The 21248-nt window shown below is 73.2% G+C and carries 20 protein-coding genes; 10 read left to right on the forward strand and 10 right to left on the reverse strand.

Going from position 1 to position 21248, the window contains the following annotated elements:
- Window positions 1-49: 49 nt before the first annotated feature.
- The 3 genes from QPK52_RS03400 to QPK52_RS03410 all read right to left on the reverse strand — a co-directional run bounded on the left by QPK52_RS03400 (window position 50) and on the right by QPK52_RS03410 (window position 4307).
- Complete coding sequence (locus QPK52_RS03400) at window positions 50-1339, reverse strand: MFS transporter (protein WP_410535509.1); 1290 nt, start codon at window positions 1337-1339, stop codon at window positions 50-52.
- Window positions 1336-2403 (reverse strand): PLP-dependent cysteine synthase family protein, encoded by a 1068-nt coding sequence (locus tag QPK52_RS03405; protein ID WP_410540176.1) that lies wholly within the window; start codon window positions 2401-2403, stop codon window positions 1336-1338. The genes QPK52_RS03400 and QPK52_RS03405 overlap by 4 nt, the downstream gene beginning before the upstream one ends.
- A gap of 914 nt (window positions 2404-3317) precedes the next feature.
- Entirely contained in the window at window positions 3318-4307 is a 990-nt protein-coding gene (locus tag QPK52_RS03410; protein ID WP_410540177.1) for a hypothetical protein, read from the reverse strand.
- Window positions 4308-4502: 195 nt separating this feature from the next.
- Here QPK52_RS03410 and QPK52_RS03415 point away from each other — a divergent pair, with 195 nt between their 5' ends.
- The 9 genes from QPK52_RS03415 to QPK52_RS03455 all read left to right on the forward strand — a co-directional run bounded on the left by QPK52_RS03415 (window position 4503) and on the right by QPK52_RS03455 (window position 12445).
- On the forward strand, window positions 4503-4784 hold the full coding sequence (locus tag QPK52_RS03415; RefSeq protein WP_410540178.1) for a heavy-metal-associated domain-containing protein: 282 nt from the start codon (window positions 4503-4505) through the stop codon (window positions 4782-4784).
- A 198-nt stretch (window positions 4785-4982) separates the two neighbouring features.
- On the forward strand, window positions 4983-7256 hold the full coding sequence (locus QPK52_RS03420; protein ID WP_410535510.1) for a heavy metal translocating P-type ATPase: 2274 nt from the start codon (window positions 4983-4985) through the stop codon (window positions 7254-7256).
- Between the two features lie 117 nt (window positions 7257-7373).
- Window positions 7374-7655 (forward strand): metal-sensitive transcriptional regulator, encoded by a 282-nt coding sequence (locus tag QPK52_RS03425; RefSeq protein ID WP_093663396.1) that lies wholly within the window; start codon window positions 7374-7376, stop codon window positions 7653-7655.
- 62 nt (window positions 7656-7717) lie between these two features.
- Window positions 7718-8086: a BlaI/MecI/CopY family transcriptional regulator gene (locus tag QPK52_RS03430; protein WP_093663397.1), complete on the forward strand. Its 369-nt coding sequence runs from the start codon at window positions 7718-7720 to the stop codon at window positions 8084-8086.
- Window positions 8083-8985, forward strand: coding sequence for a M56 family metallopeptidase (locus QPK52_RS03435; protein WP_410535511.1), 903 nt, complete (start codon window positions 8083-8085; stop codon window positions 8983-8985). The genes QPK52_RS03430 and QPK52_RS03435 overlap by 4 nt, the downstream gene beginning before the upstream one ends.
- A 188-nt stretch (window positions 8986-9173) precedes the next feature.
- The gene (locus tag QPK52_RS03440) at window positions 9174-9665 is read left to right on the forward strand and encodes a GNAT family N-acetyltransferase (protein WP_410535512.1); all 492 of its coding nucleotides are present in this window, start codon (window positions 9174-9176) and stop codon (window positions 9663-9665) included.
- Between the two features lie 169 nt (window positions 9666-9834).
- Window positions 9835-10746 (forward strand): class I SAM-dependent methyltransferase, encoded by a 912-nt coding sequence (locus tag QPK52_RS03445; protein WP_410535513.1) that lies wholly within the window; start codon window positions 9835-9837, stop codon window positions 10744-10746.
- A 105-nt stretch (window positions 10747-10851) separates the two neighbouring features.
- A complete protein-coding gene (locus QPK52_RS03450) occupies window positions 10852-11907 on the forward strand; it encodes a helix-turn-helix transcriptional regulator (protein ID WP_093663400.1) in 1056 nt (351 codons plus the stop codon).
- A 109-nt stretch (window positions 11908-12016) separates the two neighbouring features.
- Window positions 12017-12445 (forward strand): Fur family transcriptional regulator, encoded by a 429-nt coding sequence (locus QPK52_RS03455; protein ID WP_410535514.1) that lies wholly within the window; start codon window positions 12017-12019, stop codon window positions 12443-12445.
- Here QPK52_RS03455 and QPK52_RS03460 read toward each other — a convergent pair.
- From QPK52_RS03460 to asnB, 6 genes are all read right to left on the reverse strand, one after another.
- Window positions 12436-12648, reverse strand: coding sequence for a hypothetical protein (locus QPK52_RS03460; protein ID WP_093663402.1), 213 nt, complete (start codon window positions 12646-12648; stop codon window positions 12436-12438). The genes QPK52_RS03455 and QPK52_RS03460 overlap by 10 nt on opposite strands.
- Before the next feature lie 189 nt (window positions 12649-12837).
- Complete coding sequence (mshA, locus tag QPK52_RS03465; protein WP_410535515.1) at window positions 12838-14253, reverse strand: D-inositol-3-phosphate glycosyltransferase; 1416 nt, start codon at window positions 14251-14253, stop codon at window positions 12838-12840.
- 134 nt (window positions 14254-14387) lie between these two features.
- Window positions 14388-15965 carry a class I tRNA ligase family protein gene (locus tag QPK52_RS03470; RefSeq protein WP_410535516.1) on the reverse strand — a complete coding sequence of 526 codons (1578 nt, stop codon included), beginning with the start codon at window positions 15963-15965 and terminating at the stop codon, window positions 14388-14390.
- A gap of 23 nt (window positions 15966-15988) precedes the next feature.
- The gene (locus QPK52_RS03475; RefSeq protein WP_410535517.1) at window positions 15989-16717 is read right to left on the reverse strand and encodes an SDR family oxidoreductase; all 729 of its coding nucleotides are present in this window, start codon (window positions 16715-16717) and stop codon (window positions 15989-15991) included.
- Between the two features lie 86 nt (window positions 16718-16803).
- Complete coding sequence (locus tag QPK52_RS03480) at window positions 16804-17787, reverse strand: PrpF domain-containing protein (RefSeq protein ID WP_410535518.1); 984 nt, start codon at window positions 17785-17787, stop codon at window positions 16804-16806.
- Window positions 17784-19592 carry an asparagine synthase (glutamine-hydrolyzing) gene (asnB, locus tag QPK52_RS03485; RefSeq protein ID WP_410535519.1) on the reverse strand — a complete coding sequence of 603 codons (1809 nt, stop codon included), beginning with the start codon at window positions 19590-19592 and terminating at the stop codon, window positions 17784-17786. Before asnB ends, QPK52_RS03480 begins: the two co-directional genes overlap by 4 nt.
- Before the next feature lie 144 nt (window positions 19593-19736).
- Between asnB and QPK52_RS03490 the strand changes: the two genes are divergently transcribed.
- On the forward strand, window positions 19737-20477 hold the full coding sequence (locus QPK52_RS03490) for a PIG-L deacetylase family protein (protein WP_410535520.1): 741 nt from the start codon (window positions 19737-19739) through the stop codon (window positions 20475-20477).
- A 53-nt stretch (window positions 20478-20530) separates the two neighbouring features.
- On the opposite strand, the gene QPK52_RS03495 is transcribed toward QPK52_RS03490, so the two are convergent.
- The gene (locus QPK52_RS03495) at window positions 20531-21244 is read right to left on the reverse strand and encodes a maleylpyruvate isomerase family mycothiol-dependent enzyme (protein ID WP_410535521.1); all 714 of its coding nucleotides are present in this window, start codon (window positions 21242-21244) and stop codon (window positions 20531-20533) included.
- Window positions 21245-21248 lie beyond the last annotated feature (4 nt).

A 21248-nucleotide genomic window follows, 5' to 3' on the forward strand; every position in this document is an offset into this window, starting at 1 on the left:
GCGGGCACCGGCCGGTGCCCGCCCCCTCGGCGGGTGGGTGCGGTGCCGCTCAGGCCGTGACGGGACGCGCCCGCACGGCCGCCGGGGCCAGGCGGCCCGTGCGGTGGAGGCGGAGCACGGCCAGGGCGCAGCCTCCGCCGACGGCGCCGAGGACGATCCACGGCAGGGCCGGCGCACCGGCGGCGCGGGCGGTGTCCAGGGCCGCTCCGGTGAGCAGGTTGCCCACGGCGATGCCGATGCCGCAGATGGTGTTGTACAGACCGTAGTGGGTGGCCACGTACCGGTCGCCCGCCAGGGCCACGACGGTGTCCATCTCGAACGGGTAGGCCAGCATCGTCCCCAGGGCCAGCAGCAGGGCCGACAGCAGCGGCGGCAGGACGGCCAGGGCCCAGCGGGCCGGCCCGCCGGCGGGCACCGTGACCGCGGCGGCGGCCGCCGGCGGCAGGAAGGCGACTCCCAGGCAGGCCAGTCCGGCAACGATCGACCGCCCGGGCCCGAGGCGCTTCCCGCACCAGGCGGTCAGCCGGGTCTGCCCGGCGATGGTGGCCAGACCCGAGGCCGCGAACAGCAGCCCGACCCCGACGGTGCCGACCTGCTCGTCCCCGGCCACCCGGCGCACCTCCAGCGGCAGCGCCAGATAGACCTGGAAGGACAGCGCGTAGGAGCCGATCATCGCCGCGGAGAACAGCAGGAACGGCCGGTTGGCCAGCACCGTGCGCCACTGGGACAGCACCCCGGCCGCCGGCTGCCCGCTGTCGCGCCGGGCGGTGCGGGCGGGCAGCGCGACGACCTGCACGACCGACAGCACGGCGAACACACCGGCGGCCACGAGGCAGGTCAGGCGGAAGCTCACCCCGGTGAGGGCCACGCCCACCAGGGGGCCGAACAGGATTCCGGCCTGGTAGTAGACGTTGAACAGGGCGAACGCCTCGACCCGCCGCTCGCCGGCGTCATGGGCCAGGTAGGCGCGGGACGCCGGGTTGAACAGGGCGCCGGCCAGTCCGACGGCCGCCGACGCGGCCAGCAGGGCGGGCAGTGAGTCGACCAGCCCCAGTACGGCGAAAGCGGCGATCCTCAGCACCAGGCCGGCGATGATCATCGGCTTGTAACCGAGCCGGTCGGCAAGGGTGCCGCCGAAGAAGAACATCCCCTGCTGGCTGAGGTTGCGCACCCCCAGGACCAGGCCGACGGCCCAGGCGGCCAGCCCGAGGGTTCCGGACAGGTGCTGGGCCAGATAGGGCATGAGCATGTAGAAGCCGAGGTTGATGGTGAACTGGTTGACCATCAGCAGCCGTACGCCGCGATCGAAGGTGCGGGCCCGGGTCAGTGGGTTGTTCACCGCTCGCCCCCGCCGCCGTGGCCCTCCACCGCCTGCGCGGCCGCCACGGGATCGACGACGGTGGTGCACCTGGTCCAGCGGTCGACCTCGCGGGCCCGGGGGTGGTCGATCTCGTCGGGCTCGTCCGCGGGCCCGGCGCCCAGCAGGCCGTGGGCCGTGCAGTAGGCGTCGTCGTAGACGGTCCCGAGGTACCGCTGCGGCCCGTCGGGGAAGACCGCCGCGATGCGGGTCCCCGCGGGCCGGGTACGGGCAAGCCAGCCCGCGACCAGGGCCACCGCCCCCACGCTCCATCCGCCGGTCGCGTAGCGGGAGGCGGCCAGCCGCCGGCAGGTCCACACCGCCTCGGCCGGAGCGACCCAGTGGACCTCGGCGAAGTGGTCGTAGGCGACGTTGCGGGGGTGGATGCTCGAGCCCAGGCCCCGCATGATCCGGCTGCGGGCCGGCTGGCCGAAGATGGTGGAGCCGACGGTGTCCACGCCGACCATCCGCAGTTGCGGGTAGAGCTGGCGCAGGGTCCGGGAGATGCCCGCGGAGTGGCCGCCGGTGCCCACACTGCACACCAGGACGTCGATGTGGCCCAGTTGGGACGCCAGCTCCAGGGCCAGCGGCGTGTAGGCGGCGACGTTGTCGGGGTTGTTGTACTGGTCCGGGCACCAGGAACCCGGGTGGCGCGCCAGCAGCCGGGCCACCCGGTCGCGGCGGGCCTGCTGCCAGCCGCCGGCCGGGTGCGGTTCGGGGACGACCTCGATCCGGGCGCCGTGGGCGGTCAGCAGTCGCGCCATGGACGGTTCCAGTCCGGGGTCGGTGACCAGGACGACCGGATGGCCGTGGACCATTCCGGCCAGCGCCAGCCCGAGGCCGAGGGTGCCGCTGGTGGACTCGATGATCGTTGCGCCGGGGCGCAGATCGCCGCGGGCGCGCGCCCGCTCGACCATGTGCAGAGCGGGGCGGTCCTTGATGCCGCCGGGGTTGAAGCCCTCGAGCTTGGCCCAGAAACCGCGCCCGGCCGGTGCGAGCGGCTCGGAGACGTACAGCAGGGGCGTGTTGCCGACCAGTGCGGACATGCAGTCGGCGGTCCGGCCGATGCCCGCGAGGGCCGTGCCGTTGCGCGGCCGGCCCGCGGGGGAGGGAACCGTGATGGTCGTGGAGTACATGGGATCGCTTCCGATCGGTGGGTTCGAACACGGGGGTCCGATCTCGCACGGCGACGGGCGCGGGGAACGGGAGGGGTCCCGCGTCCGTGTACGCGGTGCGGCGGCCGGTGCGCACCGGCCGCACCGAAGCGGTCTAGATCCGCCACCTGCAGACGGCGGTGAGCGTCCGGCGGCCCGTCGGCCCGGCGGGTATGGCCCCTCTCCCCCGCGGCGCCGGAGGCCGGACGGCCCGCGCGGTCACGGGCTCGGCGTCGAAGGGCGCGGCGGGCGGCGGCGTTTGGACGAGGGGCGACGGGGACGGCGCGCCCGCCCGGGGGCGCAGGAGATCGGCGCAGTCGGCGCCGGAGTGGGCGTGGTGGGGCGCGGCCGGCACGTCCCGGGCAGCCTCGCCGGTCCGGGCGTGATGCCCCGTCACGCCCCCCTGTGACGCACCGGCGGGATGGACGGCGAAGTGGACGGGGGCCGGGCAGCCGAAGGCCATCAGCACGAGGGCGCCCAGCAGGACGCCCCACAGCCACCTCACACGGTGCCGCCGCCACCGCGGCGGGCGGGCGCGGGCAGAAGGGGTCACTCTTCCTCCGTACGGCGATCGCTCGGCCGAGGTCCGAAAGACCCGGCGCCGAGACGGACCGGCACACAGGGTCCGGAACCTACCGCATTCGACCGGTCACCATCGGTCTTCGCCCCGAGGCGCGCGAGAACCTCGGAACCGCCGGCCCGGCCGTACTCCGGCGCGGTGCCGACGCCGGAGCGGCGGGCTCATCGGTGCGGCACCGGGCCCGCCGCTGCCCGGCGAGAGGCCGCCCGCGGCCGGGGACACCGGTTCAGTGCTGGTGTGCGCCGTCGCCGTGGCCCGTGTCCGCGTCCTCCTCCTGGGCCTCCCCCCGGGTCTTCGCCGTGCCGTCGGCGGTGACGGTGAAGGCGGCGGTGCGGACCTTCCCGTCGTGCTTGAAGTCCAGGAAGAGGCGGTAGGAGCCGCTGCTGGGGGCGGTGGTGGCGAAGGAGACGGTGGGGCCGGGCTCGGTGGTGCCGTCGCCGGGCCCGCCGCCCGGGTGGACGTGGAGGTAGGCCAGGTCGCCGGCGCGCAGGGCGACCAGATGGCCGTAGGCGCCGAGGTAGGGCTGGAGGTCGGTGACGGGGCGGCCGTCCTTGGCGACCTTCAGGTCGAGGGTGCCGGACGCGCCGGGGCGCAGGGAGCCGTCGAGGGTGACGGTGTAGCCGTCGACGGTGGCGGTGCGGGACGGCTCGGGGAGCTCCTCGGGCTCGTACTCGCCGACGGCGGCGAGGTCGGCGCCCAGGGTGAGGGGCTTCGCGTCCTTGGCGGCCGGGACGAAGTCGGCGAAGACGCGGTAGCTGCCGGCGGCGGGCAGGTTCACCGGGACGCTCCAGGCGCCGTCGGCCGCCCGCTTCGGGTGCAGATGGCGGTAGACCGCCAGGTCCCGCGAGGCCAGGATCAGATGGAGCTGCTTGCCGTGCTCGGTGCGGTAGGAGGTGAGCGGCTGCCCGTCCTCGCCCCGGACGGTGAAGCTCAGCTCCGTCTCCTCGCCCGCCTTCACGCGCGAGGTCTCCAGGTCCAGGGTGTAGCCGCCCTCGGAGATCTGCAGGCCGCCGGCCTGCGTCTCCCCGTGGCCGCCCTTTCCTCCCCCGTGCCCCGGCGCGGCGTCCTCGTGCTCCGCGCCCGCCCCGTGGTCGGCGTGCGTCGCGTGGGCGGGTTCGGTGGAGACGGGGTCCACGGCGTTCCCCACCCCGTACGCCGCCCCGAACGCGGCCGCGAGCGCGGCGGTGAACGCGGTGATCTTCAGCCCGGTGTTCATGGTGCTCTCACCCTCCTTGAACGTGCCCTGCCCGATCAGGTCTCGATACGGCAGGTCTCGATACGGAAGCATATACCCCCGAGGGGTATATGCAAGCGAACGGCGGGGACTTGCCAAACATAGGGGCGGGGGGTATACATGACGACACCAGGGATACCCCCCTGGGGTATGGATGAGATCTCTCGGAGGAACACCATGTCGTCCTGCTGCACCCCCGACGGAAGCTGCTCGACCGGCACCACCCGGACCGCCACCGTCGAGGGCACCACCACGGTCTACGCGGTCGCCGGCATGACCTGCGGCCACTGCAAGGCCACCCTCACCAAGGTGATCGGCGAACTCGACGGCGTACTGGCCGTCGAGGTCGACGTGGCGGCCGGCCGCGTCACCGTCACCACCGCCGGCGCGCCCGACGACGCCCGGATCGCCGAGGTCGTCGACGAGGCCGGGTACGAGCTCACCGGCCGGGCCGCCTGACCCTGCCCCCGCCCCGCGCCTCCCCGGTGCCGGGCCCCATCCGGCGGGCCCGGCACCCGCCCCTCCCGTACGGCGAGGGCGAGGAAGGCGACCGCGGCCGGCGCGGCACCGGCCGCGGACTCCCGGCCGGGCCGCCCGGCCTCCCCTCCGTCCCCCGCACCGCACCCAGCACCTGTCACTTCTGTCCGAGGAGCAGTGATGACCACCACCGCCAGCGAAGCAGCTGAGGTCGAACTCGCCATCGGCGGCATGACCTGCGCCTCCTGCGCCGCCCGCATCGAGAAGAAGCTCAACCGCATGGACGGTGTGAGCGCCACCGTCAACTACGCCACGGAGAAGGCCAAGGTCACCTTCGGCGAGGGCGTCGGTGTGGAGGACCTGATCGCCACCGTCGAGGCCACCGGTTACACCGCCACGCCCCCCGCCCCCGAGCGCGAGACGGCCGGCGGCTCCGGCGAGGCGGCCCCCGCCGCGGACGAGGGGGACGAGCTGCGGCCGCTGCGGCAGCGCCTGGCCACCGCCGTGATCCTGGCCGTGCCCGTCATCGCGCTGGCCATGGTCCCGGCCTGGCAGTTCACCTACTGGCAGTGGCTGTCGCTTACCCTGGCCGCCCCGGTGATCACCTACGCCGCCTGGCCCTTCCACAAGGCGGCCTTCACCAACGCCCGGCACGGCGCGGCCACCATGGACACCCTGATCTCGGTGGGCACCTCGGCCGCCTTCATCTGGTCCCTGTGGGCGCTGTTCTTCGGCACCGCCGGAACACCCGGCATGACCCACCCCTTCGAGCTGACCATCGCCCGCACCGACGGCGCCGCCAACATCTATCTGGAGGCCGCCGCGGGGGTGACCGCCTTCATCCTGGCCGGCCGCTACTTCGAGGCGCGCTCCAAGCGCAAGGCCGGCGCCGCCCTGCGCGCCCTGCTGGAGCTGGGCGCCAAGGAGGTCACCGTCCTGCGCGACGGACGGGAAGAGCGCATCCCCGTCGCCGAACTGGCCGTCGGGGACCGCTTCCTGGTCCGCCCCGGCGAGAAGATCGCCACCGACGGCACCGTCGTCGAGGGCTCCTCGGCCGTGGACGCCTCGATGCTGACCGGCGAGTCCGTCCCCGTCGAGGTCGGCGTGGGCGACGCGGTCACCGGCGCCACCCTCAACGCCGGCGGCCGGCTGGTCGTGCAGGCCACCCGCGTCGGCTCCGACACCCAGCTCGCCCGGATGGCCAAGCTGGTCGAGGACGCCCAGAACGGCAAGGCCGCCGCCCAGCGCCTGGCCGACCGCATCTCCGCCGTCTTCGTCCCCGTCGTCATCACCCTGGCCCTGGGCACCCTGGGCTTCTGGCTCGGCAACGGGGCGGGCTGGACCGCGGCCTTCACCGCGGCCGTCGCCGTCCTGATCATCGCCTGCCCCTGCGCCCTGGGCCTGGCCACCCCCACCGCCCTGATGGTCGGCACCGGACGCGGCGCCCAGCTCGGCATCCTCATCAAGGGCCCCGAGGTCCTGGAGACCACCCGGCGCGTGGACACCATCGTCCTGGACAAGACCGGCACCGTCACCACCGGGAAGATGACCCTCCTGGCCGTCCACACCGCCGAGGGCGAGGACGAGGACGAGGTGCTGCGCCTGGCCGGCGCACTGGAGCACGCCTCCGAGCACCCCATCGCCCAGGCCGTCGCCACCGGGGCCGCCGAGCGGGTCGGCGCACTGCCCGCTCCGGAGGACTTCGCGAACGTCCCCGGGCTCGGCGTCCAGGGCATCGTCGACGGCCACGCCGTCCTCGTCGGGCGCACCCGGCTCCTGGAGCAGTGGGCCATCGAGCTGCCCGCCGACCTCGCCCGCGTCCGGAACGACGCCGAGGCCGGCGGCCGCACCGCCATCGCCGTCGCCTGGGACGGAGCCGCCCGCGCCGTCCTGGAGGTCGCCGACGCCGTCAAGCCCACCAGCGCCGAGGCCATCACCCGGCTGCGCGCCCTCGGGCTCACCCCGATCCTGCTCACCGGCGACAACCGGGCCGTCGCCGAATCCGTCGCCCGCGAGGTCGGGATCGACTCCTCCGGAGGCCGGGTGATCGCCGAGGTCATGCCCCAGGACAAGGTCGACGTCGTCAAGCGCCTCCAGGACGAGGGCCGCTCGGTGGCCATGGTCGGCGACGGCGTCAACGACGCGGCCGCCCTCGCCCAGGCCGACCTCGGCCTGGCCATGGGCACCGGCACCGACGCCGCCATCGAGGCCGGCGACCTCACCCTCGTCCGCGGCGACCTGCGCGCCGCCGCGGACGCCATCCGCCTGGCCCGCAGGACCCTGTCCACCATCAAGTCCAACCTCTTCTGGGCCTTCGCCTACAACGTCGCCGCCCTGCCGCTGGCCGCGGCCGGGCTGCTCAACCCGATGATCGCGGGAGCCGCCATGGCCTTCTCCTCGGTCTTCGTCGTCGGCAACAGCCTCCGGCTGCGCCGCTTCCGCGCCCAGAGCTGACAACCGCACCCAGCGATCGCACAAGCCGCACCACGTTCGGGGGCCGGGGCACACCGCCCCGGCCCCTTCTTCTCACTCATGCCCTTTACCGCCGGATTCCCGTGAGACGAGGCGACGATGACCGGTTACGAGAAGCACAAGGACGACATCCTCAGGCGCTTGCGCAGGATCGAGGGCCAGGTGCGCGGGCTGCAGCGCATGGTCGAGCAGGACACCTACTGCATCGACGTGCTCACCCAGGTGTCCGCGACGAACGCCGCCCTCCAGTCGTGCGCCCTCGCCCTCCTCGACGAGCACCTCAACTGCTGTGTCACCGAGGCCATCGGGCACGGCGGGGACCGGGCGAGGGAGAAGGTGACCGAGGCCTCCCGCGCGATCGCGCGGCTCGTCCGGTCGTGACCCGTGGCATGGACGTACGATGTGGCACGGCCGCGACCGCACGGGCCGCAGGAGGGGGAAGGGTGCGCCGGCTAGGCGAATTGGAAGCCGAGATCATGGACCGGCTCTGGCGGTGGCGCAGGGCGGCGACCGTCCGCGAGATCGTGGACGACATCAACCTGACCCGGCCGGTGGCCTACACGACGGTGATGACGGTCGCGGACATCCTGCACCGCAAGGGCATGCTCGGCCGGGAGAAGGCCGGGCGCGCCTGGATGTACGAGCCGCTCCACAGCCGCGAGGAGTACACGGCCGACCTGATGCGCGAGGCTCTGGGACACACCGAGGACCGCCGGACCGCGCTGATGCGTTTCGTCGAGCACATGTCGTCCGAGGAGGTCGAGGCGCTCAGAGCGGCACTGCGCTCCACCGGGCGGGACCCCTCCCTGTGATCTACCACCTGCTGCCTCCGCTGGGGATCGTCCTGGGCGCCGGAGTGGTCGCTCCGCTGCTCCTCGCGCGCGCCCGCTGGGCCCACCACGCACCGAGACTCGCGATCGGCGCGTGGCTGGCCCTGGCGGGCGTTCTGGCGTGTTCGGGAGGACTCCTCCTGGCCCAGTTGCTGCTGTCCCTGGCGGGCGGGCAGGGCGTGGCGGGGCTCCTCGCCGCGTGCACGGCCGAGCCCGAGCGCGTACCGGACGGCCGGTACCTGCCGGTGATCGCGGCGGTCTCGGCGGTCACGGCGGCCGGACCTCCCTGCGGGGCCCTGGTCCGCGAGTACGTGCGAACACGCAGATCGCGCGCCCGGCACGCGCGGGTACTGCGGCTCGTCGGCCGGAGATCGGCGCGGCTCGGTGTGACGCTCCTCGACCACGAGACACCGGCCGTCTACTGCCTGCCCGGCAGGCATCCCGAGATCGTGGTGAGCTCCGGAGCCGTACGCACCCTGAGGGCAGGGGAGTTGTCGGCGGCGGTCGAGCACGAGCGGGCGCATCTGGCCGGGCGGCACCACCTGCTGTTCACCACGGCGCGCGCCCTCGGCTCCGTGTACCGCCGGTTCCCGCTCGGCAGCGGCCTGCGCCACGAGGTGCCCCTGCTCCTGGAAATGGCCGCCGATGACCGTGTGCTGCGGCGGTGCACGCGCCAGGAGCTCGCGGCGGCCCTCTACGAGACGGCTGCCGGGCAGGCTCCGAGGGACGCCTTCGCCCTGGGCGGGCCGTCGGCCGTGCAGCGGATGAACCGCATTCTGGCGACCGACCGGCCGCGCTGCCCCGTGGCACGCGGCGCGTTCACCGTCCTGGCGTCGGCTCTGGCCGTCATTCCCCTGCTTGTCGCATGCTGCTCGCTCTAGATTTCCCCTACTGATTTACTAAGTATTTTCGTAGACCTCTCGGGACGCAAAGCGGGAAACTTTTCAAAACCTCGACAGTCGACCGGGAAGAACCGGGAAAGATTCCATGAGGGCTGTTTGTCCGGCTGCCCGCAGGTCTATTGTGGGCCGATGTCGGGCCGCTTCCGCCCGCGGGAGGGATGAACGTCATGGGCCATGTCGCGGTAAGGCCGGCCGTCGAGTCCGAGGCCCCCTCGGTGTCCAGGGTGATGGCCGATTCGCTGCGGAACGGTTATCTCCCGCTGCTCGGAAAAGCCGAGGTGGAACGCCTGGTCGGCCGCTACTGCTCGCTGTCCCGCATTCGCACGGAAATCGGCGCCCCCGGCAGTGGACCGGGCTGGCTCGGATGGCTTGTCGCGGCGGATCCCGACGGTGACGTACTGGGCGCGGCGGCAGGCGGTGTGGCCGAGGCGGGAGCCGGTGAGGTGTACTGCCTGTGCGTGACCGCGGACCGCCGGCGCGAGGGCATCGGAAGCGCACTGCTGGAGGCGATGAGCGAACAGCAGCGCGACGCGGGCGCCCGTCGCCAGCTGATCTCCCTGCACTCCCCGCGGGACCCGCTTCTGCCCTTTCTGAGCCGGCACGGTTTCCGGCCTTCGGAAGAGGAGTTCGGCGGCATGCGTTACGCGCGCCCCCTGTGAGCCCCGCGCCGCCCCGAGGGTGGCAGATCCACGCCATCGCATGGACACGCAGCGGTTCCGGCTGGCTCCCGGCGCAGCCCGCGGGCCAGGATGCCTTCGAGGCGCGGTCCCGGCGGCACGGGCACCGCCCCCGGACGGCAGGGGTACAGCCGAGAACCCTGGAGGGGCGATGGACACGCAGAGGAGCACCGCCGTGTCGGCTCTGCTCGATCTCTCGGACGACGACATGCGCGCCGTTCTCCCGGAGACGGAGTGCGATGACGCCGGCCCCCTGCCGCCCGCGTCCCCCGAGGACGGCTCCGGCGCCCTGTGGCTGCCCGGCCTCGAGAACGTGTCCGCCCAGGGCCCCGAGGACGTATGGCTGCACGACGCCCTGCTGGGGCCGCACAGCGCCGACATCGTCGGCTATCTGGGCATGGCCCGCATCACCGGCGGCCCGGTGCTCGACCTGGGGTCGGGCACCGGCCGGCTGGCCGTCCCCTTCGCCCGGCACGGTTTCGCCGTGGCGGCGGTGGACCGGGACCTCCACAGCCTGCGGCGGCTGCGGCGGTGGGCCCGGCGGATCGGTCCCCGCACCGACCGGCTGGTGACCACGGTCCCCGCCGACCTGGCCGGGCTGCGGCTGGACGGCCGGTACCGGCTGGTGGTGCTGGCCGGAGCGATGATCACGGCCGTTCCTCCGCAGGCGCGGCCCGTCCTGCTGCGCGAGATAGCCGCCCACCTGGGCGAGGGAGGCGCGCTGGCCCTGGATTATCCGAGCCACGCGCTCACGAGGCTGGCGGAGCGGCCCCGGCGCACGTTCGCGTTCCGGGTGCCGCGTTTCGACGGGGTGACCGAGACGGTCGTGGCCAGGCAGGTCTTCGACCTGGCCGGGATGCGCGAGCGGATCACCTACCACTGCCGGTGCTCCACGCGGCACGACGTCCATCTCCGGACCCTGACCACCCGCAAATGGCTGATCGACCCCGAACACCTGGCACATGACATCCGCAAAGCCGGAATGCATATCGCCGACCGGCGCCCCCACCGGATCGACTCCGTGACCGAACATGTGCTCTTGATTTGCCGCGCCGACGCATGATGGGGTGACCGGGGCCGCAGAACGGTCGGGAGTGGGGCCTACCCCGGAACGAGTGCACGGTCACATCGGAGCGCGGTACGGGTAGACGAGGGGGATCACCGCAACGTGTCCAGATCCGGTTCCGGCGGACGTAGCGGCTCGCAGGACACCGCACTCCGCCTCTACCAGGCGTTGCGGGCACGCGGAGCTGCGGGATTCGCCGCGGTGGCCGCCGACCTGGGGCTCAAGGAGCACGAGGCCGCCCGCCACCGGGACGAGTTGGAGCGCCTCGGCCTGGTCGTTCCCACCGCCTCGCTGCACACCACCGGTCTGGAGGCGAATCCCGGCTGGCGGCACGAGGAGGACGAGGACGCCGTCACGGTGATCGCCCCCGAGGTGGCGCTCCTGCGCGTGATGGCGCACGAGCGGGACATGCTGCGCGAGCGGCTGCGGCAGGCCGACGAGGCGCACACCCGGCTGGAGAAGCTGGCCGACCGCTTCCTGCGGGCCGGAGCCGTCACCGGCTCCGAGGTCGAGGTGGAGGTCCTCACGGACTACCGGCGCATCCAGCAGGTCGTCGAGGACGTCGTGGACCTCGTGCACGACTCCGTGGCGTCCATGCACCCCGGCGCCATCGACACCAGCACCCTCGACCGGTCGCTGGGCCGGGACAAGCGGCTGCTGGACGAGGGGGTGCGGGTGCGGGTGATCTACAACCAGCGGTTCGCGTCCGTGCCGACGCTGGCGGAATTCTTCAGACGCCAGGTCGAGGCCGGCGTCGAGGTCCGCCTCTCCCCCGTCGTGCCCATGAACATGATCCTCGGCGACCACCAGTTCGCGCTGCTTCCGGCCAATCCCGACGACCACACCGCGGGCGCGATCCTGGCCAGGGGGCCGGCGCTGGTGCGGTCCTATCTGGCCGTCTACGAGTACTGCTGGCACACCTCGTCGGCGTTCGGCGAGGAGGAGAACGCCGAGCGCGGCGGCGACGGGCTGACCGAGCAGCAGCGGGCGGCGCTTCGCATGCTGGCCACCGGCATGAAGGACGAGAAGATCGCGCGGAACCTCGGTGTGTCGCTGCGCACCGTCAGCCGCCTGCTGTCCGAGGTGATGCAGGAGTTGGGCGCCGGCAGCCGCTTCGAGGCCGGGGTGAAGGCCACCCGGCTGGGCTGGCTCGACTAGCGCACCGCTCCTGTCCGGCCAAGATGTACGATGGTGGAAAACTTTTGGTCGGATCAGTTGACCTGGATCAGTTGACCGGGATCGGCTGACTGGGATTGGTTGGCGGGACATGAAGCGCGAGGTACTGCCGGAGCAGCGCGAGGCCGCGATGCAGCAGCTGCGTGATGTCGGCCTGCGGGTCACCGGGCCGCGGCTGGAAGTCCTCAAGGTGCTGCGGGAAAACGACCACATGGAGGTCGAGGAAATCACCTCCACCGCGCGCGAAAGGCTGGGAACACTCACCAGCCAGGCGGTCTACGAGATGCTGAAGCACTTCCTCGACACCGGGCTGGTGACGAAATTCGACCGCCCCGGACTGCCCGCCGTCTTCGAGCTGGCCTCCGAGCCCCACCACCATGCGCTGTGCACGCGCTGCGGGCGGGTGGCCAACGTGGACGTGCAGGCCCCCACGCCTTCGCGCAAGGGCCTGCACGGCTGGCACGTGATGGGCGCCGAGCTGGTCTTCAAGGGCGAGTGCCCGGACTGCCGTCAGTCCTGAGGCGGGGCCGGCGGCCAGTCGACGTTGCCGTCGTACGGGGAGACCGGCGGCCAGTCGACCTCGGTGGTGGAGGCCAGGACGCCGAATCCGCCCGGCTGCTCGGACAGGGCCGCCATCGCGGCGGCGCCGGCCACGGACGCGCACAGGATCGCGGCGACGGCCAGGCGGCGCAGGGCGAAGGAAATTCCGCTGTACGAGGGCATGGTTCCTCCAGGGTGATGGACGGGGTTTTCGCCTCCCCCTCTCCCGTGCCGCCGGGAGTTCCTCGGGGTGACGTTTAAATAATCCCGCCTCACAACTGCCCGATCCAGGGATATCCCCGTCGCACACACGCCATGGCACAAGCCTGTCAAAGCCCCGGCGAAGCGGAATCACCGAATTCCACCACTGAATTACTCAGCGATTCCATTCACACCAATATTTGAGCCGGTAAAATCTATGGTAGAATCGTGGATGCGGTTCTCTCCTTTGAGCCGGCGGGGCCCTGGCACCTCCAGGGACAGGTTCCCGCCCGGGCAGGGGCGTGCCGCCGCCCCTGCCCACCCGGGCCGCGCCCTCTCGACCGCGCGCTCGTACACGGCGAGCGTGCGGGCCGCGGCCGGATCCCAGGCCATGCCCGACGCGTACCGGACTCCGGCCTGCCCCATGGCCGCGGCCAGTTCGGGCGCACGGGCCAGGGTCAGCAACTGCCGGGCGTAGTCCCGCGGGCGGTGCCCCCGGACCAGCAGGCCCGTCACACGGTCCCACACGGCGGTCGGCAGCCCGCCCACCTCGGCGGCGAGCACGGGGGTCCCGCAGGCCTGGGCCTCCAGGGCCACCAGACCGAACGACTCGCTGCGCGAGGGCATCACCAGCACATCGGCGGCGCGGTACCAGTGCGCCAGCGTCTCCTGCCGTACGGCGGGCTCGAAGCGGACCACGTCCGCCACGCCCGACGCCGCGCACAGTTCCCCCAGCCGTTCCGGGGCCCGCAGCCCCGAGCCGCTCAGACCGCCGATCACGGGGACCACCAGGCGCCTGCCGAGTTCCGGGTCCAGGCGGACGAGTTCGGCCACGGCCTCGACCAGCACGTCCGGCCCCTTCAGGGGCTGTATGCGCCCCACGAACAGCGGCACGAAGGCGTCCTGCGGCAGGCCCAGGCGGCGGCGGGCGGCCCGCCGGCCCTCGCCGGGATGGAAGGTGCCGAGGTCGACGCCGGGGTGCACGATGTCGGTGCGCTCCCGGGCCGCCCCGTACAGCCGCCGCAGTGCCGCCGCCTCGTCGGCCGTGTTGGCGACCAGGCGTTCCGCGGTGTCGACGATCCGGTGCTCGCCGAGGATCCGCTCCAGGGGCTCGGGGCTGTCGCCCTCGGCGAGCGAGGCGTTCTTCACCCGGCCCAGGGTGTGCATGGTGTGCACCAGCGGAACGCCCCATCTCCGCGTCACGGTCCGGCCCACCTGCCCGGACAGCCAGTAGTGGGAGTGGACCAGGTCGTAGGGGCGGCCGCCGTCCTCGGCCGCGGTGCGCAGCAGCGCCCGGGAGAAGTCCTCCAGCGTGCCGGGGAGCTCCTCCTTGGCCACGGCCCGGCACGGGCCGGCGTGCAGATGGCGCACGGTCGTGCCGGGGGCCATCCGCACACGCGGCGGCAGGCCCTCGCCCCGGCACCGGGTGAAGACGTCGATCTCGGCACCGAGTCGGGCCAGGCTTCGCGAGAGCTGGACGATGTAGACGTTCATCCCGCCCGCGTCGCCCGTACCGGGCTGGTGCAGCGGCGAGGTGTGGACACTGAGCATGGCCACGCGGAGCGGCCGTGCGGTGGTGGCGGACACGTGTTTCTCCTCGGCGGTCGGGCCGCGCGCCGCCCTCGCGGAACCGTGGCGGCGCGCGGCAGACGGAAGGGCTCCGAGGCGTGAGGCCCCGGAGCCCGATGGGGAAGTGCCGGAAAGCGGTGGGTTCGGAGGGTTCAGAAGCCGAAGACCGGGCCCGACGGCGGCGACAGCCGGGTGCCGGCCGCGGGAGCGGTGAGGGCCTCGGGGCCGACGGCGCGTCCCGCAGGCAGCCCGAGTGCGGACGCCAGCCGGTCGGCCCCCTCCGGCATCACCGGGCGGGCCCATGCGGCCAGCGCCCCGGCCACCCGCAACTGGGCCACGATCGCGGGTCCTCTGCGGCCTGGGCCGGCAGGGCCATGCCACCGGTACCCGTTGGCATGGCCGAAGTCGTCGGCGGAGCGGACGACCTCGTCCAGCAGCGCGACGGCGCGGCGGGGGTCGAACGACCGGGGGTCGTACGCCTCTCGCAGTTCCCCGGCCGTGCGGATCAGGCGGTCGTGCAGGATGTCCCAGCCCGCTCCGCCGGAGGCGGCGTCGGGCACCAGGCCCGCGGACTCCTCCCGGACGGCGGTGAAGAGCCTGCCCAGCCAGTCGTTCCAGGTGGAGTCCAGCCACTGCCGCGTACGCTCCAGGTCCGAGTGCCGGAACGGCGCTGCCCCGTCCGTCGGCCGGCATTGCAGCACATGGCGGCGCAGGGTGTCGGAGCCGAACTCCGTGAGCAGGTCCAGGGCCCAGAGCGCAGGACGCCGGCCGGCGGGTCCGTCCTCCTCGACGCGGAGGGTCTCATTCACACGGAACGAGTGCCTCAGCTTCACCCCCTGGGCGAGGACGAGGACGGGCAGCAGCACCGCCTGGCAGAAGACGTGGCCGGCCCCGCAGAAGTGGACGGTCTCCTCCGGCGCCGCCCGGTGGTCCGGCCAGCAGCCGTAGAGGTGCATCGCGACGTCCTCGAAGCAGACGTCGATGCGGTGGCCCTCGAAGTCGTCGCCGGGGACCGGCAGGCCCCACTCGGCCGGATGGCACACGGCTATGTCGGGCAGGCCGTCCTCGGCCAGCCCCTCGCACAGCGCGGCGACCCGCGGTGGAAGGCCGCTGCTCCGCCAGTGGTCGGCCAGCCGGTCGCGGAAGGGCTCCAGCGGCAGGTACAGACGGCGGCAGCGGCGGAGCACCGCCGCGGCGCCGCACAGGGAGCAGCGCGGCGAGAGCAGTTCGCCGCTGTCGTTCGGCCGGGCGCAGGCGTGGCAGACGCCTGCGCGGCAGGGCTGCCCGCAGTGCGGGCAGTCACCGGTCGCATGGGCCCCGTACAGCCAGCGCTCGCACGGTTCGCAGTAGGGCATCAGCCGGGTCCGGGCGGCGATGACGCCGTCGGCGCGGAGACGGGAGAAGAGGTCCTGCACCCACCGGCGGTAGCCGGCGGAGGAGCGCGGGTCGGTGATCAGGTCGAACTCGACCCCGGCGCGCAGCAGGTCGGCGCATATGGCCTGGCGGTACCCCTCCGCGACCTCCTGGGGCTTGCGTCCGTCCCGCAGGGCCCGCAGTTCCACGGAGCTGTTGTGATCGGAAGTGCCGGTGACGAAGAGGACGGACCGGCCGTCGGCGCGCAGGTAGCGGCTGAGCACGTCGGCGGCGACATAGGGTCCGGCCAGGTGCCCGACGTGGAGTTCGCCGTGGGAGGCGGGCGGGGTCGCGGTGATCCAGAGCCGGCTGCTCACGGACGGACCTCCTTTCCCGCTGGTCAGCGGGGCTCGAAGTGGAAGGAGCGGATGAAGCAGTCCCGCGGCTGCTCGACCGCGTAGACGATGCATTCGAAGAGCGCCTGGGTGGTGAGTTTCTCGTCGGGGTCCCCGCCTATCCCCTCCCACTCCACCGACCGGGGGTCGGAGGTGGAGAAGTCGGGCGGGTAGAGCGAGAAGACGCGCACGCCCGAGGACCGCAGCCGGTGGGAGAGGATGTCGGCGAATCCCGCCTGTGCGCTCTTCGCCGCGTAGAAGGCGTCGTGGGCCGTCGACCTGCCCGCCGTGTCCGGGCCCCGGACCGCGACCATGTTGACGATGTCGGGACGCTGGGACGCGCGCAGCAGCGGCAGGAAGTGCTTGACCATCAGCACGGTGCCGCCCGCGGTGGATTCGATGGTCTCCACGATCTGGTCGTCCGAGGCGTCGTCGAGTTCGACGCCGTCGAGCCACCGCGCGCCGTTGTTGACGAGCAGGTCGACCCGGCCGGTGTGCTCGCCCACCCGGCGGGCGAATTCCCGGATCTCCGCCGGGCGGCTGAGATCGCAGCCGAATGCGTGGATGCGCTCGCGGGCCGACCCCATGACATCGGCCAGGGTGCGCTCGGCCGCTTCCACCGTACGGGCCGAGACGAATACCTCGGCGCCCAGATGCGCGAAACCGATGGCGAGCGCACGCCCGAATTCACGGGAGGCGCCGGTGACGACGACACGCAGGTTATCGAATTTCATTCCGCCCAGCTCTCCCCGGTCGGCCAGATGTCCTTGGAAAGCCTGACAGACGGCGGGGAGGATATCCGCACGCAGGAAAGGCAGGTTCACGCAGTGGCGTGGACGCGCCACGGCAGCCGCGGGTCCGTGCGCAGCACGCGGACCCGTCTGCCGCCGATGCCGACACGGCGAAGGCGCCGGAAGCGTCCGCCGGCCGCGACGGCGGTCTCCAGGTCGACCGGCACGGTGCCGGACGGGGTGTCGACGAGAACGGAGTCCGTCCCGCATCCGGCCGATCGCGCCAGGCGGTGCGGAACCGTTCCCTCGATGGCGGAGGCGACCGCCAGGCAGGCGAGCCCGGTGAGCGCGAACGCGGGGTGCCACCCGGGTTCGGTGAGGGATCTGGCCGCCAGCCGCCCCTGCCGGCCGGCGCTCACCACCGCGACCTTGGGCAGCAGGCTGCCCACGGGCAGTCCCAGTACGACGCGCGCCGCGGCCCGCAGCCGCTCCAGACGCGCCAGGGTGGCGGAGCCCGCCTCGAACAGCGCCCGGACTCCGTGCAGTCCCAGGTCCGCGGCGTCGACGAACAGATAGGGGTTGCCGAACCGCACGGCGGAACCGAGCAGCACCCCCTCGTCGGTGATCAGGGCGTCGGTGGCCCGCCCGGTGGGCAGCAGCCGCGGCAGCGGAAGATCCGCGCCCGGCAGGAGGTGCAGGGTGTGGGTGCCGTCCCGGGCCCGCTCGCAGACCGCGTCCTCCCCGGTGTTGAGGACCCGGACCCGCAAGGGGCCCTCCGCCGTTCCGGTGGCGGCCGCGGCCAGCAGGGAGTGGCCGCAGCCGCTGTCGAAGGCGAACTTCCGCGGATCCCGCGCCAGGCCCTGGACGAAGCGGTAGTCCAGGTCGTATCCGGGCAGCGGGGAGGGCCGCACCAGCGCGAACTTCAGGATCGGGCCGTACCCGGCGTCCTCCAGGGACAGGCGCATCCGGCCCAGGGCCGCGCTCAGGCGGTCGCGGTCACCGGGGAGCCGGTCGGCGTCGAGCACCAGGGTGGGTCCCGGCGCCCCCTCGGCCATCGCGATGTGCGAGGTCATGCGGCCAGTCCGGCCAGGGACCGGACGCGGGGCGCCGACGCGCGCAGGGCGCGCAGCTCCTCGCTCCACAGCTCGTGGACCAGCAGGGCCCACAGCGCGGTGGCGGTCACCGGGGAGGGCTGCCGCCGGTGGGCGGCGAACAGGCCGCCCACCCCCTGCGCGCACAGCCGGCCGTCGCGGCGCAGGTTTCCGGAGGACAGCATCTCGTGGGCCAGTGCCATCAGGGGCGTGCCGCGGACGAGCATCGCGTCGACGGGAAGGTGGAAGGGCTGCTTGGGGCGGCGGACCACCGCCTCCGGCAGCAGCCCCCGGGCCGCCGCGAACAGGGCCCGCTTGCCCGTGCGCAGACGGACCGGGAGCCGTCGGGCCAGGGCGGAGACCGACGGCTGGAGGTAGGGCATCCGCGCCTCCACCGCCCAGGCCATGCTGAGGTGGTCGACGCGGCGCAGGTGGTAGGCCGGCAGGCGCTGCAGCGTCTCGAAGGCCGTCAGCGTGGCGTGCCGGCCGCCGGCCGCCGACCGGAGCTGTTCGGTGATCCGCTGCTCGGCCGGCCCCCGGTCGGCGAGGAAGGCGCGGTAGTCGGAGGTGTAGAGCGATTCGCGCAGGCCGCGGGGAACCGCGGCGAGCGAGGCGACGTACGGGGTCACCCAGTCCGCGTCGGCCGGCGCGGCCAGTGCGGCGCGCATCCGGTCGTACCCGGCGAAGAGTTCGTCGGCGCCGTCACCGGTGAGGGCGACGGTGAACCCCTCGGCGCGGACGGCGCGGAACAGTGCGTAGGTACTGAGCGTGATGGGGTCGGCGTTGGGCTGGCCCAGATGCCACACGGTCCGCGGCAGCAGCTCGGCGAACTCCCCGGGGTCCACCTCGATCTGGTGGTGGACCGTGCCGCTGCGGCGGGCGACGGCCCGGGCGAACCCGTCCTCGTCCCCCGGCCAGTGCCCCTTGTAGGTCAGGTGGAAGGTGTGCAGGGGCTCCCCCCTCACCTGCCGGGCGTGTTCCGCGGCCAGCGCGGTCACCAGCCCGGAGTCCAGGCCTCCGCTGGTGACGGCGCAGACCGGGACGTCGGCGCGGGCCAGCGCGCGCACCTCGCGGCCCAGCACGCCCAGCAGGTCCGCGCCCGGGCGCTCCTCGCCGCGGGGCTGCCGGCGGTGGACGCGCAGGCCCCCGCCCGGGTCCGCCACCGCGGTGGCCCCGGGGGGCAGGGTGCGGATTCCGCGCAGCGCGGACTGCTGCCCCAGGCAGGTACGGGTCGTCAGGTACTCGTCCAGCGCCTCCTCCCGCTGCACGGCGGGCACCTGGGAGAACGCGATCAGGGCGGACAGCTCGGAGGCGAAGTACACGCCGCCGTCCGGGGTGGCGTGGTAGTAGAGCGTCTTCATGCCGTGGTCGTCGGTGGCGAGGACGAGCCGGGGCTCAGGGCCGCGCAGATCCACCAGGGCCACGGCGAACATGCCCTCGAGCAGGCCGGTGAAGGCCGCGCCGTACTCGGCGTAGAGGGCCGGCAGCAGGGTGCCGTCGCAGTCGTCGGGGAAGACGTGCCCCCGCTCCCGCAGGCGCCGGCGCAGTTCGCGGTGGTTGTACAGCTCGCCGTTGAAGACGGCGACGACGCCCGGCGCCGTGTCCAGTTCGTAGGGCTGGGCACCGCCGGCCGGGTCGGTGACGGCGAGCCGGTTGCAGCCCAGCGACCACCCCGGCCCCCTCCTCATGCCGTGGGCGTCGGGCCCACCGTGCCGCTGGCGGCCGGCGACGGCAGCCAGGTCGTGGACTGTCGCACCGGCAGCGAACGAGCCGAAGATCCTGCACATGGCGGCCACCTCCGAACACACCACATCGGATGGAATCAATGATTTGAATCTACCAATTCTTTGCCCGGCGCGAAAGTGCCATGGCGCGAACCGGCCATGAGCCGCCACTTGTCGCCCCGGCCCCGCTCGCAACAGGCTGGCCGCATGAGCGACTCCGCCTTCGGCACGGCCACCAGGGGCGCGCCCGACAGCCTGCTGGTCGTGGCCGCACACCCCGACGACATCGAGTTCTGTGTGAGCGGGACCGTCATGCAGTGGATCGACCGCGGCACACAGGTGACCTACTGCATCGTCACCGACGGCGACGCCGGCGGCTACGACGAGCGGCTGCCGCGGCAGGTCATGGCAGACCTCCGCCGGGCCGAGCAGACGCACTCCGCCAAGCTCAGCGGGGTACAGGACGTCCGGTTCCTCGGCTACCCCGACAGCAGGGTGGAGCCGAGCGTGGAACTGCGCCGCGATCTGTGCCGGGTCATCCGCGAGGTCAGGCCGCAGCGCGCCATCATCCCCAGTCCGGAGATCAACTGGGCACGTGTCGCCGATCTCCACCCCGACCACCGTGCCGTCGGGGAGGCGGCCCTGCGCGCGATCTACCCGGAGGCCCGCAACCCCTTCGCCCACGTCTCCCTGCTCAAGCACGAGGGGCTGCGGCCTTGGACCGTCCCCGAGACCTGGCTGATGACCGGTCCCAGCCCCAACCAGTTCATCGACGTCACCGCCGTCTTCGACCGCAAGGTCGACGCGCTGCGCATCCACACCTCGCAGACGGCCCACTTCGAGGACCTGGCCGGACTGCTGCGGGAATGGCTGGCGGAGCACGCCCGTGCGGGCGGACTGCCGCCCGGAAGGCTCGCCGAGGCCTTCCAGGTCGTACGGACGGCATGACCGGCCGCCCCGTCTCGGGGCGGCCGGCCTTCGGCGTTCCTGTCCTGCGGTGTTCAGCCGTAGATGACCAGCTCGCTCTCCTCGGCGCCGTCCAGCACGTACCGTGCGCCGACCACGGGACGGCCGGAGTAGAGGCGGACCAGGGTCGGGACATCCGTTTCCAGACGTGCCGGCGGCCGTCCTTCCACAAGGTTGCCCAGGGAGATCCTCCTCGTCGGTGAGGCCGGCGGGACCGGTGAAGCCGGTGAGCGGGTCTCCGGGACCGGGCGGCCTCCCCCGCCGCCGAGGACCGCCTCCACCCGCGGAGTGGAGCGGACCCGGCTGGCGACGGTGAGGATGGCCAGCGCCTCGGCCACCCCCGGGCCCTCGTAGGCCCCGGGCCGGCCCAGGGCGTCACGGACGTCGCCGGCGTGCACCCACTCCCCCAGCGCGATCACGTCCAGGTCTCCGTCGGACGCGGCGATCACCTTTCCCGCCTCGGTGAACCCCTCCTCCAGTTCGTCCAGGATCCGGGAGACGCTCCAGTCTCGGCGCTCCCGCACGTCGGCCGCGTTCGCCTCGGGCGTGAAGGCGCCCTCGAGCCGGCCCTCCACGATGCGCAGGAGGGCCGCCGAACAGTGCGCGAGCACCTCGCGCACCGTCCAGCCCGGACAGGCGGTGCGGCGCTCGTACTCGCTCTCGGCCGTATGCCGCAGCAGCGGCAGCAGGGCGTCCCGTTCGGACAGCAGCAGCCGGTGCGGCAGCCAGGGATCCCTCGTCTCGGACATCGGT

This window comes from Streptomyces sp. KL2, assembly GCF_046529545.1.
GTDB classification, from domain to species: Bacteria; Actinomycetota; Actinomycetes; order Streptomycetales; family Streptomycetaceae; genus Streptomyces; species Streptomyces radiopugnans.